This is a genomic window from Streptococcus agalactiae ATCC 13813 (assembly GCF_000186445.1).
GTDB lineage: Bacteria > Bacillota > Bacilli > Lactobacillales > Streptococcaceae > Streptococcus > Streptococcus agalactiae.
Map to the genome: position 1 here is coordinate 1,195,669 of NZ_GL636070.1, position 15,231 is coordinate 1,210,899.

The following is a 15,231-nucleotide window of genomic DNA, read 5'->3' on the forward strand; positions in this document are numbered from 1 at the left end:
GAGTCTAGCTTATAAGCTAGACTTTTTTATTAACTACCAAACTGCTGGAAAAAATTAACAATTTGTTGCCAAATATTAGCTAAAAATCCCTTACCTGATTCAACAGCTTTATTAGCATTAAAATTAACATTGATATTTTTAAATTTAGATCCTGCTTTCGAAACAATGTTGTCTTTCAAATTATTCAAGGTGTTCGTGAAATCACTATTTTTGATGACATTACTTTGTGAAAGATTAACTGCAAAATTAACAATTAAATTTATTTGATTTTCCGTTACAGCGTTATCAAGATGGTAATTTTTCAATGTTTCCTCAACAATTTTTCGAATATCATCTTTTGAAAGATCAGATCCTCCTTTAGCTACGGCTGACTTAATATCCGTTAAAGCTACATTAAGCTTGTCGGCGTCATAACCTTCCTTACCCTTATTCTCAGCATTAATACCAGATAAAGTACTTAACTCTTCTTGTGCTAGTTGTTTATTTTCCGACGATACACTTGCTCCATTTTTCTCTAATGAATAATAGATACCTGCAAGAGCACTCTCTCCAGTTACTTTTATTGGAGCAGCCACTGATATCGTTGCATGCTCAATACCTAATGTAACTGCAGCATTGCGATACATATCTTCTGTAACTTTAGTAATATTCTCAGGTGTAACAATGTTTACTGCTAAGGTATCGTTAGACCCTAATTTTTTTATTTTAACAGATGAATATAATTGGATGCTTGCATCATCAGCTATATTCATTATTTTAGCATATGAGCTAGTATTTAGCGTTTTAACTTTCGTGTCTCTAGATTCATCATAATTCAAAAGTTGTAATGTCTGTGCACGCTGTTCTTGATTTAGCGAATAACCTAAGACATAATCAGGTTGAACATAAGTTTCATCAATAACTTTCTGAACATCTGATGCAGCATATGCTGGACTCGCTAGGGTAAATAAAATAAAAGCAAGGCCTGCAAACAATAGCTTTTTAATACTCATTTTAGTATCCTCATTTCAAAATAATTCCTTTTCAATTCTTTTCATACCTTACATTATACCATGATTAACTTACTTATTTCTTTAAAAAACTTCTTGAATATAAAATTATTCAGTAAATTAAACAAAGTTGCGTATCCACGCAACTTTGTTTACTATTCATGTAATTCTAAAGGTAAACCATCTGGATCAAAGAAAAAGGTCATCTTTTTGTCAGTATAGTCATCGTAACGAATAGGCTCTACAAAAATTCCTAAATTCTCCAGTTCTACCTTGTACGCTTCCACATCTGGGACGTAAAAGGCAAGGTGTCGTAAACCACATGCTTCACGTGGCCAATTCGGCTTACCTATTCTCTGAGGAGGAGTTTCATATTCTGGATCATCAAGACGATTTCCAAATATTTCAAGCTCAATATCACCGCACCGTAAATCTAATTTATAATCATGACGCTCCGGACGATGGTTTTCACGAATAATTTCAAAACCTAGCTTATTAACATAGAAGTCTTTTGACTTTTCATAGTCAGAAACAATTATCGCAATATGATGAACAGCCTTTAATTTCATAATTCTAACTACCTTCTAGAGATTAATTTGATTATATTTTTTCGAAAATGCTTTTAATATCGACTCATCTGCTGTTGAAAATTCACCTGTTTTTTCTAATTCAGCATGCACAATAATACGTTCTGTGGCTTCTGGATCCGTACAGGTCACTAAAGTGAGTTGGCTCTTGCCAGGTGTATCATCAATAACCTCAACATGTTCTGGTGTTACCTTTGAAATTTCAGTAATAGTGTAAGTGTATACTTTGCTTTTATCAGTGAGGTAAACTTTCATACCTTTCTTAGCATGTTCTAAAGGCGAAAAGAGCATCTTAGAAGAACCTGTCAAACCAAAGACATGGTGACTAGCTAAGGCATAGTTATTTTGGCCTCCCATAATCTGGTTTTCCTTCATCGTTCCTGCACCATAACTCAACTCTGTATTGCCTAGTCCTTTGAAAATTGGGAGATTGATTTCGACATCTGGTATAGCAATCCCTCCTATTACAGGCAAATTATGTGATTTCGTTTGAGCAGATAAAATCGATTCTGTACTAATAGATTTGACTGATGAAAAGTCATAACTTGTTTTAGATTTCTTATTTTTTTCAATTGTTTTTTTACTAACTCGTGAAATTTGATAATGATTTGATTGATGAGCTATGAAAGCATTGCGAATTGGTTTATTGAACACCAAAGCCAACCCAACAATAATTAGCAATACAACCAATAACCATCTAACAAAGTTAAAGAAACCATGTGATTTTTTTTTATTACGCATAACTTCCTATTCTTTTGTATCCTCTATATTAGACTTATCTTCAATTTCTTGTTCCACTAGCGCAACAGTAACGATTTTAGCTTCTTGATCAAGTCTCATCACTTTAACACCCATAGTAGAACGACCAGTTTGAGAAATATTAGCAACATTGGTTCGAATAATAACGCCTGTATCTGTAATGACCATGATGTCCTCATTTCCATTAATCGTCACTAAGCGTGCTAATGGCCCATTTTTAGCAGTAATATTAGCGGTTTTTATTCCTTTACCACCACGACCCTTTGTAGGATATTCCGAAGCTTCTGTTCTCTTGCCATAACCTTTTTCAGTGATGATCAGTACTTCTTGTCCATTAACGATACGAGAAGCTCCCACAACTTTATCACCTTCACGAAGATTAACGCCTCGTACCCCAGTCGCTGTGCGTCCCATATTACGTACAGCGTTCACTTTGAAGCGAACAGAGTAGCCTGTACGTGTCCCGATAATAACATCTTCATTTTCGTCAATCAAGAGGACGTTAATCAACTCGTCATTCTCTTTCAAATTAATAGCACGAAGTCCATTTTGACGAATGTTACTAAATTCAGAAACACTTGTACGTTTCACTATACCTTGCTGAGTTGTGAAAAAGAAATATTTATTAGCGACATCTTCTTTTCTAGCATTAATAATTGTTTGAATTGTTTCACCTTCGTCAAGTTTTAAAAGGTTAACGATAGGGAGACCTTTAGCTGTACGTCCATATTCTGGAATTTCATATGCTTTCAAACGATACACACGCCCTAAATTTGTAAAGAAAAGCACAGTATCGTGAGTACTTGTTGAAACCAATTCACGAACAAAATCATCGTTATTAACTCCAGTCCCTTGAATACCGCGTCCTCCACGTTTTTGTGCTCTAAACTCATCTTGAGCGAGACGCTTGATATATCCCTTGTTTGAGAGAGTAATAAGAACATCTTCTTCCTCAATAAGGTCTTCATCTTCAAGTGATAAAACTTCACCAACCATTAATTCTGTACGACGGGCATCAGCATACTTACGCTTAACCTCATCCATCTCTTCTTTTATAATGGTAACAACACGTTCAGGCTTAGCTAAGATATCTGCTAAATCAGCAATTAAAGCTAGTAAGTCATTGTATTCTGATTGGATTTTATCGCGTTCTAATCCAGTTAAACGACGAAGACGCATATCTAAAATAGCTTGACTCTGACGCTCCGATAATTCAAAACGTGACATCAACTCTGCTTGAGCAATGGTGTCTGTCTCACTATTACGAATAATTGTGATAACTTCATCCAAGTGATCAAGCGCCACAAGTAAACCTTCTAAGATATGAGCACGGGCTTCTGCTTTAGCTTTGTCAAACTGAGTACGACGAACAATAACTTCCTTTTGGTGTTCAATATAGTTATCAATGATTTGTCGTAATGACAAAATTTTTGGAACACCTTTTTCAATAGCAAGCATATTGAAGCTAAAATTTGTCTGCAAGCTAGTTAATTTGAAAAGATTATTTAAAATCACATTTGCTGAAGCATCACGACGAACTTCAATAACAAAACGAACGCCTTCACGACTTGATTCATCACGAACAGCAGTAATACCTTCAATACGCTTTTCTTGTGCTAAACGTACAATATGCTCGTGTACTTTTGTTTTATTAACACCATATGGAAACTCTGTGACAACAATACGCTCTTTCCCATTTGAAGTTGTTTCAATTTCAGTCCGTGAACGTAAGACAATTGATCCCTTTCCAGTTTCATAGGCACGGTGAATACCTGAACGTCCCATCACCAAGGCACCAGTAGGAAAATCTGGACCAGGAATAACTTCCATTAACTCCCGTGTAGTAACATCAGGGTTATCCATAACCAACTTGACAGCATCTATAGACTCACCTAGATTATGTGGTGGAATATTTGTTGCCATACCTACAGCAATACCAGTTGCACCATTGACTAATAAATTAGGGAAACGCGCTGGTAAAACAAGAGGTTCACGTTCACTGCCATCATAGTTATCTTGAAAATCAACTGTATTTTTATTGATATCACGAAGCATCTCAAGAGCAATTTTACTCATACGTGCTTCTGTATAACGCTGTGCGGCAGCACCATCCCCATCCATTGAACCAAAGTTTCCATGACCATCAACGAGCATATGACGATATGACCACCATTGTGCCATACGCACCATTGCTTCGTAAATAGATGAATCACCATGTGGATGGTATTTACCCATAACATCACCAGTAATACGTGCTGATTTCTTATGAGGTTTATCAGGTGTCACACCTAGTTCATTCATACCATATAAAATACGACGATGAACAGGTTTTAAACCATCTCTAACATCTGGAAGTGCACGAGCAACAATGACACTCATGGCGTAATCGATAAAACTCGTTTTCATTTCACTAGTTAGATTAACATCTACTAAATTTTTATCTTGCATTAAAAAATGCCCCTTTTCTTCACTGTAAGTCTCTTACATTGTACCATAATTTAGGTAAAATTGCGATGATAAATCGGTATCAAAAATATCAAGACACTCAGCGTTTTCAATAGTTTTCTATGATATTTCAATTTGTTTGCAAATTTTTTCACATTTTATTAGTGACTTCTTTCATTGAAAATGATAGAATATAGGTGTATGGGAAACTTCCCAAAAATATTTAAGGAGATGTTTAGAAATGACTGCAACTAAACAACATAAAAAAGTTATCCTCGTTGGTGATGGTGCCGTAGGTTCTTCTTACGCTTTTGCACTTGTTAACCAAGGTATTGCGCAAGAGTTAGGTATCATTGAAATCCCAGCTTTATTTGATAAAGCTGTTGGTGATGCTGAAGATCTTTCACATGCCCTTGCATTTACATCACCTAAAAAAATCTACGCAGCTACTTATGCAGACTGCGCAGATGCTGACCTTGTTGTCATTACTGCTGGCGCACCTCAAAAACCAGGTGAAACTCGACTTGACCTTGTTGGTAAAAACTTAGCAATTAACAAATCAATCGTAACTCAAGTTGTTGAATCAGGTTTCAACGGTATCTTCTTAGTAGCGGCTAACCCTGTAGATGTACTTACATATTCAACTTGGAAATTCTCAGGTTTCCCTAAGGAACGCGTTATTGGTTCAGGTACTTCACTTGACTCTGCACGTTTCCGTCAAGCTTTAGCAGATAAAATTGGTGTTGATGCTCGTTCAGTTCACGCATACATCATGGGTGAACACGGTGACTCAGAATTTGCCGTTTGGTCACATGCTAACGTTGCTGGTGTCCAACTTGAACAATGGTTACAAGAAAATCGCGATATTGATGAACAAGGACTTGTTGATTTGTTTATTTCAGTTCGTGACGCTGCATACTCAATCATCAACAAAAAAGGTGCTACATATTACGGTATTGCTGTCGCACTTGCTCGTATTACTAAAGCTATCCTTGATGATGAAAATGCAGTTCTTCCATTATCTGTATATCAAGAAGGCCAATACGGTGATGTTAAAGATGTCTTTATCGGTCAGCCTGCAATCGTAGGTGCACATGGTATCGTTCGTCCAGTTAATATCCCATTAAATGATGCTGAACTTCAAAAAATGCAAGCCTCAGCTGAACAATTAAAAGATATTATTGACGAAGCTTGGAAAAACCCAGAATTCCAAGAAGCATCAAAAAACTAGCATAGTTGAAAAAAAGCTAGGATAGGAATATCTTAGCTTTTTCTTTGCCGTTACATTTTTGACCTTGTTAACGGATGAAATAAAAGGCTAAGCATTTCGCTTAACCTTTTTAATTTTAAATTAATCTTTAGCGCCTAATGCAGCCATTGTAATATAGTTATATGGCTTATTAAAATGTGGTAAGAAGAAGATATCGGTCAAAGCAAGCTTTTCAATAGTAACTTTTTCTTGAATAGCAAGTGAGAACATATGAATTCCCATAGATACATCTTCGTGTGAGACCATTTGGCAACCAAGGATAACTCGGCTATCTTTATCATAGACAATCTTAATAGCTACTTCATGATTATTGTGTTTGATAAATTCTGGTTTTTGAAGGTCATTAAAGCCTGTTTCAACTGCATTGTACCCAGCTTGTTTTGCTTTTTCTAAAGTCAAACCAGTTGATACCATGTTAAGGCCATAGATTGAGATACCATTTGACCCTTGGACACCAGCACCTTCAAGCTCTGTACCACATGCATTGTGAGCTGCTACAATACCAGTACGAACGGCGTTTGAAGCAAGAGCAATATAATTGATATCATCACGAGAATTATCCCAAATTGTCGCACAATCACCTATAGCATAAACATCTTTCACGCTTGTTTCTTGCTTCTTATCAACTACCCAAGCGCCATTACGGAATGTATCTAATTTACCTGCACCGAGTTCTGTATTTGGACGGAATCCAACAGCTAAGATCACCATATCAACATCAAATGTTTCTTTATCAGTAACAAGACGTTCTACTTTACCATCACCTTCAACTGCTTGAACAGCTTGTCCGAAAGCAAGACGAATACCATGGTCTTCAAGGTTTTTACTCATCATATCAGTAAAGTCACGATCATAGTAACCACCCATACAAGTATCAGCAACATCAACAAGTGTTACTTCTTTTCCAATACGTTGGAAAGCTTCTGCTAATTCTACACCAATATACCCAGCCCCAACAACAGCAACACGATTGATACCAGGTTTAGCTAACTTTTCAATAACTTCTTCTGAATTTTGATAAAGTTTCACAAATTGAAGGTTTTCAAGAGTAGCTTTAAATTCACGAGATCCTTCTTGAATTTCAACACCTTTAATTGGTGGAATGATAGGTTGTGAACCAGTTGCTAAAATAAGTTTTTCATAACTTTCAACATGTTCTTTTCCATCTACTAAAGCTGTAACTTCTTTTTTATCGTAGTCAATATTAAGTACTGGAGAGTTCATGTAAACCTTAGCTCCCATACTTTCCAACTGCTCTTTATCAGAGTAGAACAATCCTTCTGGACCATCAATCTGTTCACCAATCCAAAGAGCCATACCACATCCTAAGAAAGAGATATTGGAATTTTGATCAAATGTTACAATTTCATTGGCTTCACCATAATTACTAAGCATTGTTTTAATTGCTGCTGTACCAGCGTGGTTTGTCCCTACGACAACGATTTTACTCATATTAAGAGTTCTCCTTTATAAATAATTAATAACAAAACACATTATAACATTATTCACAAACTCTTACTAGAATAATGACTCAATTTTCTATTTTTTTATATTTTATTGTTATTGTATTATAATTTATGTGAAATTTTCACAAAGTATTTTTTTCACAAATTCACAAACAATAAAAAGAAACTAGCTTATACTAGTTTCTTTTTATTTATTTCGTTTTAATATAATTAATACCATCCGCCTTAGGAGCTACTGCTTGTCCAAAGAAAGCTGCCAATACAATGATAGTGAGAACATATGGAGCAATTTGTAGATAAACTGTTGGAATATTGCTCAAAAGTGGTAAATGGCTACCGATAACTGCTAAACTTTGCGATAAACCAAAGAATAGACTAGCAAGCATTGCACCAATTGGATTCCACTTACCAAAAATCATCGCTGCTAAGGAGATAAAGCCCGGTCCTAATATAGTTGTCGCTGCAAAGTTAACAGAAATAGATTGAGCATATACAGCTCCTCCTATTCCACCAAGAAAACCTGAAATCAAGACACCAGAGTAACGCATAAGATAAACATTAATACCTAAGGTGTCTGCTGCTTGAGGATGTTCTCCAACTGAGCGTAATCTTAATCCAAAGCGAGTTTTATATAGAATAAACCAAGCAAGGAATGAGAAAAGAATAGCAATATAACCGACTAAGCTTGTTCCTTTAAAGAAGATATCACCAACAAAAGGAATATCTGATAGTATAGGGAAATTAAATTTTCCAAATGATTCTTGAATATTATCAGTTTGACCTTTATTATAAAGAACCTTAATCAAGAAAACAGCTAATGAAGGTGCCATTAAATTAAGAACGGTTCCGCTGATAATATGATCTGCACGAAAATTAACTGTCGCAACTGCATGGATAACAGAAAAAATTAAACCAACTAAACCACCAACTAGTACAGAAATCCATGGAGTCGCATCACCAAAAACAGAAGCAAACTCTAAATTAAATACAACGCCTGAGAAAGCTCCAATTACCATAATTCCTTCTAAACCAACGTTGACGATACCACCACGTTCAGAGAAGGTTCCCCCAATACTTGTAAAGATAAGAGGTGTTGCGTAAATTAGCATTGATGAAAATAGCAATGCAAAAATCGTTGTTAAACTCAATTTACTTACCACCTTTCATTTGTTTTTTAGGTTTAATAACATACTCAATAATGTAATGGACACCTACGAAGAAGATGATTGAAGCTGTTACAACTTTAATTAACTCAGGTGGAATACCTGCAATGTTCATACCAGGCGCACCAACACTTAGAACACCAAATAGAAATGCTGCAAATAAAATACCTATTGGACTATTCGCTGCGAGTAGACTTACTGCCATACCGTCAAAGCCAATAGCTAACGAGGATGGCTGTACAAATACATTCTCAAATGTACCTAATCCTTCAACAACACCACCAAGTCCTGCAAAAGCTCCAGAAATAATCATTGATAGAATAATTGTACGCTTTGCAGACATACCAGCGTACTCACTAGCATTTGGATTTAAGCCAACTGAACGAATTTCAAATCCAAGCGTTGTTTTATTTAATAGGAACCAAACTAACACAACTGCAATAATAGCAATGAAGATACCAATATTGATACGTGAATTATTCGTTAAACTAGATAACCAATCTGTCTGGTATGATGCATTGGCAGAAACATATACACTCGAGTCACTTGTACGCATAATGCTTTTTGGGAAAACACGTTGTACAATAGCATTTCCTGAATAAAGAACAATATAGTTCATCATAATAGTTACAATAACTTCACTTGTTCCAAGGTATGCTCTGAGAATACCTGGAATAGCTCCAGTGATTCCCCCAGCAACGATACCAATAATAATAGTACAAAGAATCATTGCTGGACGTGGCATATCTGGGTGTGAAAGAGCGAACCAACCTGCGGCAATCCATCCTGATAAGGCTTGCCCTGGAAGTCCAATATTAAAGAAACCTGCACGACTGGCAACTGAGAAACCTAGAGCAATTAAAATTAATGGTCCCATTGCACGGAAAATTTCACCAATATTTTTTATACTACCGAATGCTGTTTGGAACAATCCCTCATAACCCCAAAGTGGATCATAACCAAATATCAGCATAATAATAGCTCCTAGAATGATTCCTAGTACAACTGAAATCAGAGGAACTGCAATTTTTTGCGCCTTCTTAGACATCTCTCTCCTCCTTTTCAATTTTTCCACCAGCCATCAAAATACCCAATTCTTGCTTGTTGGTTTGGTCGGGTTTAACAATTCCTTGAATTTTACCATCATGAATAACTGCAATACGATCTGATAAGTTTAAGATTTCATCTAACTCAAAGCTAACTACTAAGACCGCTTTCCCTTTATCGCGCTCTTCAATCAAACGTTTATGAATATACTCGATAGCACCAACATCTAGACCACGAGTCGGTTGGCTAACAATGAGTAGGTCTGGATCGCGATCCACTTCACGAGCAATAATAGCTTTTTGTTGGTTACCACCAGAAAATCCTCTTGCTAAAACATGTTCACCAGCACCACGCACATCAAATTCTGTCATTAATTGACGAGCATACTCTTTAATTTTAGCAAAATTAAGAATACCTTTATGACTCAATGGCTCTTTATAATAAGTTTGTAAAGCTAAATTTTCTGCCATCGTCATATCTAAAACCAAACCATCTCTATGACGATCTTCTGGGACATGACCTACACTTAATTCTGTAATTTGTCGACTTGAAAATTTTGTGACATCTTTACCTTTAATTACAATTTGACCAGAAGTTACCTTTCTTAAGCCTGTAATAGCTTGAATTAATTCACTTTGTCCATTACCATCAATACCAGCTATACCTACAATTTCACCTGCCCGAACATCTAACGACAGATTTTTAACAGCTAGAACGCCGCCTCTATTTTCTTCTACAACTAAATCCTTTACAGAAAGGATTATGTCAGTCGGATTAGCTTCCTTTTTTTCAGTTCTGAAGGAAACAGATCGTCCAACCATCATTTCCGCCAGTTGTTGAGAACTTGCGCCTGCAACAGGGACTGTTTCAATACTTTTACCACGGCGAATCACAGTAACTTTATCAGCAACTGCCCGAATTTCATCCAATTTATGGGTAATTAGTATAATGGATTTACCTTCTTTAACAAGGCTCTTCATAATTGTCATCAATTCTTTTATTTCTGATGGTGTAAGCACCGCCGTCGGCTCATCAAAAATTAAAATATCTGCACCGCGATAAAGTGTCTTTAAAATTTCAACACGCTGCTGTGCTCCTACAGAAATATCAGATATTTTAGCATTTGGATTTACTGACAAACCATATTTCTCTGATAGTTCCTTTATTTCTTTAGCTGCTGTCTTAATGTCTAAAACACCATTTTGGGTGGTTTCATTTCCTAGAACAATATTTTCAGCTACAGTAAATGCTTCAACAAGCATGAAATGCTGATGTACCATACCAATCCCCAATTGTGACGATTTGGAAGGTGAATCAATAGTTACAGGCTGACCATTAATAAAAATTTGACCGTCTGTTGGTTCTAGTAAACCTGCTAACATGTTCATTAAAGTTGATTTCCCTGCACCGTTTTCGCCAAGCAGAGCATGTATCTCACCTTTTTCAACCGTCAAATTGATATGATCATTTGCCACAAAATCACCGAATTTCTTAGTGATTTCTTTCATTTCAATGACATTCTGTGTCATGTGGTTCTCCCTTTCAGAAAAATTCATTTATAGTTCAGTAAAATCCACCAACCTTTAACGATTGATGGATTTTACTGAGATATAAGTTTATCTCAGCTTCAAAAAAGCGATTTCTAATCGCTTTTTTGAAAGTTCTTAAAGATATTATTTGCTAGGAACTTTGATATCTCCTGAAATAATTTTAGCTTTAGCCTCTTTAATCGCTTTAACGGCGTCATCTGAAAGGTTTGTAGTTGCTATATCAACTCCACCATCCTTCAAACCATAAGTTGTTACATTACCACCTGGGAATTTATCTTTACTTGTTTTAGTAGCAATCAATTCAACTGATTTTCCAACTTCTTTAATTGATGAAGCCAAAACAAAGTTAGAAGCCTTACCATCTTTAGAAGTATACTTACCTTCTGCTGCTTGGTCACGGTCTACACCTAATACCCAAACTTTGTCAGCTTCTTTTAAAGATTCATTGCGTGATTTTGCTTCACTGAATACACCTGCACCAGTTCCACCAGCTACTTGATAAACAATATCTGCGCCAGAAGCATATTGTGCGGCTGCAATTGTCTTACCCTTAGCAGCATCACCGAATGAACCAGCATAGTCAACTTTAATTTTAATTGATTTATCAACTGATTTGACACCTGCTTCAAAACCTTTTTCAAAACGGGTAATAACCTCAGATTCCATACCGCCTACAAAGCCAACTGTTTTTGTTTTGGTAGTTTTAGCGGCTGCAATACCTGCTAAGTAAGCTGGTTCATTATCCGCAAAGACAACACTTGCAACATTATCTTTCCCTTTAATAACATCATCAACGATGACGTAATTAACATCTTTATTATTGTCTGCTGCTTTATCAATAGCATCATGAAGAGAAAGTCCAATACCGAAAATCAATTTATAACCACTAGACACAGCTGTATCTAAGTTAGTTGCATAATCAGATTCACTTGCCGATTGGAAATAGTCAAAACCAGCTCCTTTTTTAAGGCCATTCTTCTTGCCCCAAGCTTGCATACCTTCCCAACCAGATTGGTTAAATGATTTATCATCAACACCACCGGTATCTGTTACCATTGCAACCTTCAAGCTATCTGATTTACCACCAGATTTAGAAGCACCACGATGTCCACATGCAGCTAAACTAAGTACTGCAATCGAAGCCAAGCCGATCCCGGCAATTTTTTTGTTCATGAAATGAACCCTCCTAAAAAACTTAATATTTAAGCTAAATGCTTAAAAGAGCAACTGATTTAAATTATTTTAAATCAACAAACGAGTATGGTAACAACTCACCGACCGTCGTCTCGACCGTCTTACCATTTTTAGCAATCAATGTAACTTTAGCATTCTTATTAAAAAATTCCACCATCACTTGACGGCATGCACCGCAAGGAGAAATTGGTTCTTCAGTATTTCCATAAATAGCAATTTCCGAAAAATCTTTATAACCTTCTGAAACAGCTTTAAAAATTGCAGTACGCTCAGCACAGTTTGCTAATCCATAACTGATATTTTCAACGTTACATCCTGTAAATATTTTTCCTTCTGCTGTACGCAATGCTGCGCCTACTGGAAATTTCGAGTAAGGAACGTATGCATTTTCACTCGCTTTTACAGCCAATTTTTTCAACTCTATATTTTCCATTTTTAGTAGCTGCACCTTTCGCTTCATAATGTTTACTGGCAAAATTTTTAGAACACGTTTATTATCTTCTTATCAAACACAGAAGTATTTATTATTGAGTAACCAAGTCTTGTAGTTTCATTAGTCTTGGTATTTTAGCTGAATCTATTTTACCATTTTTTTTAGATAATGTAAGTAGTTTTTTATAATTTTCAGAATAAAAAGCAGAATTCTTTTTATCTTATACGGAATTTAAAGAAAACATTTTTAGAGAAAACCTTTCCAAAAAATAATACGATAGTTATTATCCGAACTATTTATTATTTTTACGCCTTAGGGATATCATTTAGACTTTTTCACTTCTCAATATATAATATCCCTTATCTTTTTTTAAAATATCGCAATTACCAAAAGTATCTAGCATTTTAGCTTTTGCACTTGGAGCGCCTTGTTTCTTTTGAATGACAATGGTAAGGCTACCTCCTGTATTAAGGTAACAGATACTTTCTTCGATAATAGAATGAACAACTTGCTTTCCAGCACGAATAGGTGGGTTGCTTATAATATAGTCGAAAGTTTTAGAAATATTTTCATAAATGTTTGACTGAAAGACTTCAACTACTACTCCATTGCGTGTTGCATTTTTCTTAGCTAATTCCAATGCTCTCGTATTAATGTCAACCATAGTTGCTTTAACTCCTTGCACTTTGGCTAGAGAAATTCCCAGCGGACCGTATCCACACCCAAGATCTAACAAGGATTTATGTTTTTCAAAATGTAAACTACTTAGAAGGACTTGACTACCATAATCTATCATTCTTTTAGAGAAAACTCCTGCATCAGTTAAAAAACTGAATGATTCTCCTAATAATTTGACATTTAGCTCATGAATATCATGTTCAACATTAGGATTCTCTGTATAATACATATTAGCCATAAATAATTCTAACCCTCCAATTTCGCCATATTATTTTACCATATTTTGAAACGGTTTTCAATCACTCAATAAAATGTTATAATAGCTTTCATATAGGAGTTTGACATGAATAATGAATTTATTAATTTCGACCGTATTTCCAGAGAAAATTGGAAGGACTTACATCAGCAATCCCAAGCTTTACTAACTGAAAAAGAGCTTGAATCTATCAAAAGCTTAAACGATAATATTAATATTCAAGATGTTATTGACATCTACCTTCCTTTAATTAACCTTATTCAAATCTATAAACGTAGTCAAGAAAATTTATCTTTTTCTAAAGCAATATTTCTTAAAAAGGAAAATTATCAACGTCCTTTTATTATCGGCATATCAGGGTCAGTTGCTGTTGGAAAATCAACTACCAGTCGCTTACTACAATTACTAATTTCACGAACTTTTAAAGATAGTCACGTCGAATTAGTCACTACTGATGGCTTTTTATATCCTAACGAGAAACTCATACAAAATGGAATTTTAAACCGTAAAGGTTTCCCGGAATCCTATGATATGGAGTCACTTCTAAATTTCTTAGATACTATAAAGAACGGTATAACCGCGAAAATCCCAATTTATTCTCATGAAATCTACGATATCGTTCCAAATCAATTGCAAACTATTGAAACACCAGATTTTTTAATTTTAGAAGGAATAAATGTCTTTCAAAACCAACAAAACCATCGACTTTACATGAATGATTATTTTGATTTTTCAATATACATTGATGCTGAAAATAAACAAATTGAAGAATGGTATTTACAACGATTTAACAGTCTTCTACAATTAGCCGAAGCAGACCCTAGTAATTACTATCATAAATTCACACAAATACCGCCACATAAAGCTATGGAACTAGCTAAAGATATTTGGAAAACTATTAATTTAGTCAACCTTGAAAAATATATAGAACCAACCAGAAATAGGGCTGATTTTATTATTCATAAAGGGAAACATCATAAAATTGATGAAATTTATCTCAAAAAGTGATAAAGGGTTGCCAAAAATCACTTAATTAGATATACTTATATAGTTAGATTAATATGGAGGTGAAAACATTGGCAAATATTAAATCAGCTATCAAACGCGCTGAACTTAACGTTAAACAAAACGAAAAAAACTCAGCACAAAAATCAGCTATGCGTACTGCTATTAAAGCATTTGAAGCTAACCCTTCAGAAGAACTTTACCGCGCTGCTTCTTCAAGCATCGACAAAGCTGCTTCTAAAGGTTTAATTCACACAAACAAAGCAAGCCGCGATAAAGCACGTCTTGCAACTAAACTTGGTTAATTAACCTAGAAAACATCGGATATATCGATGTTTTTTTATTTAATTTTTTCGTAGAATAAAAGACTAGGAGAAATTCCTAGTCTC

14 protein-coding genes are annotated in these 15,231 nt (G+C 35.3%); 3 read left to right on the forward strand and 11 right to left on the reverse strand.

Annotated elements, in window-relative coordinates; translation table 11 throughout:
- Positions 1-29: 29 nt before the first annotated feature.
- The 4 genes from HMPREF9171_RS107455 to gyrA all read right to left on the reverse strand — a co-directional run bounded on the left by HMPREF9171_RS107455 (position 30) and on the right by gyrA (position 4,783).
- Positions 30-992 (reverse strand): DUF1002 domain-containing protein, encoded by a 963-nt coding sequence (locus HMPREF9171_RS107455; RefSeq protein ID WP_000023418.1) that lies wholly within the window; start codon positions 990-992, stop codon positions 30-32.
- A 152-nt stretch (positions 993-1,144) separates the two neighbouring features.
- On the reverse strand, positions 1,145-1,558 hold the full coding sequence (gene gloA2 / locus HMPREF9171_RS107450; RefSeq protein WP_000767934.1) for an SMU1112c/YaeR family gloxylase I-like metalloprotein: 414 nt from the start codon (positions 1,556-1,558) through the stop codon (positions 1,145-1,147).
- Between the two features lie 15 nt (positions 1,559-1,573).
- Entirely contained in the window at positions 1,574-2,317 is a 744-nt protein-coding gene (locus HMPREF9171_RS107445; RefSeq protein ID WP_001244682.1) for a class A sortase, read from the reverse strand.
- 6 nt (positions 2,318-2,323) lie between these two features.
- Entirely contained in the window at positions 2,324-4,783 is a 2,460-nt protein-coding gene (gene gyrA / locus HMPREF9171_RS107440; protein ID WP_001152981.1) for a DNA gyrase subunit A, read from the reverse strand.
- 238 nt (positions 4,784-5,021) lie between these two features.
- Here gyrA and HMPREF9171_RS107435 point away from each other — a divergent pair, with 238 nt between their 5' ends.
- Complete coding sequence (locus HMPREF9171_RS107435) at positions 5,022-6,011, forward strand: L-lactate dehydrogenase (RefSeq protein ID WP_000127487.1); 990 nt, start codon at positions 5,022-5,024, stop codon at positions 6,009-6,011.
- A gap of 120 nt (positions 6,012-6,131) precedes the next feature.
- Here HMPREF9171_RS107435 and nox read toward each other — a convergent pair whose 3' ends face one another.
- From nox to HMPREF9171_RS107400, 7 genes are all read right to left on the reverse strand, one after another.
- Positions 6,132-7,502, reverse strand: a complete 1,371-nt coding sequence (gene nox / locus HMPREF9171_RS107430; RefSeq protein ID WP_000036813.1) for a H2O-forming NADH oxidase — start codon at positions 7,500-7,502, stop codon at positions 6,132-6,134.
- Positions 7,503-7,707: 205 nt separating this feature from the next.
- The gene (locus HMPREF9171_RS107425; protein ID WP_000060306.1) at positions 7,708-8,664 is read right to left on the reverse strand and encodes an ABC transporter permease; all 957 of its coding nucleotides are present in this window, start codon (positions 8,662-8,664) and stop codon (positions 7,708-7,710) included.
- 1 nt (position 8,665) lies between these two features.
- Positions 8,666-9,727 (reverse strand): ABC transporter permease, encoded by a 1,062-nt coding sequence (locus HMPREF9171_RS107420; RefSeq protein WP_000036988.1) that lies wholly within the window; start codon positions 9,725-9,727, stop codon positions 8,666-8,668.
- Positions 9,720-11,255, reverse strand: coding sequence for an ABC transporter ATP-binding protein (locus HMPREF9171_RS107415; RefSeq protein ID WP_000193235.1), 1,536 nt, complete (start codon positions 11,253-11,255; stop codon positions 9,720-9,722). The genes HMPREF9171_RS107420 and HMPREF9171_RS107415 overlap by 8 nt, the downstream gene beginning before the upstream one ends.
- A 144-nt stretch (positions 11,256-11,399) precedes the next feature.
- The gene (locus HMPREF9171_RS107410; protein WP_001034780.1) at positions 11,400-12,449 is read right to left on the reverse strand and encodes a BMP family lipoprotein; all 1,050 of its coding nucleotides are present in this window, start codon (positions 12,447-12,449) and stop codon (positions 11,400-11,402) included.
- Positions 12,450-12,513: 64 nt separating this feature from the next.
- Positions 12,514-12,903, reverse strand: coding sequence for a cytidine deaminase (locus HMPREF9171_RS107405; RefSeq protein ID WP_000427669.1), 390 nt, complete (start codon positions 12,901-12,903; stop codon positions 12,514-12,516).
- A gap of 325 nt (positions 12,904-13,228) precedes the next feature.
- Positions 13,229-13,819 (reverse strand): class I SAM-dependent methyltransferase, encoded by a 591-nt coding sequence (locus HMPREF9171_RS107400; RefSeq protein ID WP_000002664.1) that lies wholly within the window; start codon positions 13,817-13,819, stop codon positions 13,229-13,231.
- Positions 13,820-13,924: 105 nt separating this feature from the next.
- Here HMPREF9171_RS107400 and coaA point away from each other — a divergent pair, with 105 nt between their 5' ends.
- Positions 13,925-14,845, forward strand: a complete 921-nt coding sequence (coaA, locus tag HMPREF9171_RS107395; RefSeq protein ID WP_001058331.1) for a type I pantothenate kinase — start codon at positions 13,925-13,927, stop codon at positions 14,843-14,845.
- Between the two features lie 53 nt (positions 14,846-14,898).
- A complete protein-coding gene (gene rpsT / locus HMPREF9171_RS107390; RefSeq protein ID WP_001872296.1) occupies positions 14,899-15,147 on the forward strand; it encodes a 30S ribosomal protein S20 in 249 nt (82 codons plus the stop codon).
- Positions 15,148-15,231 lie beyond the last annotated feature (84 nt).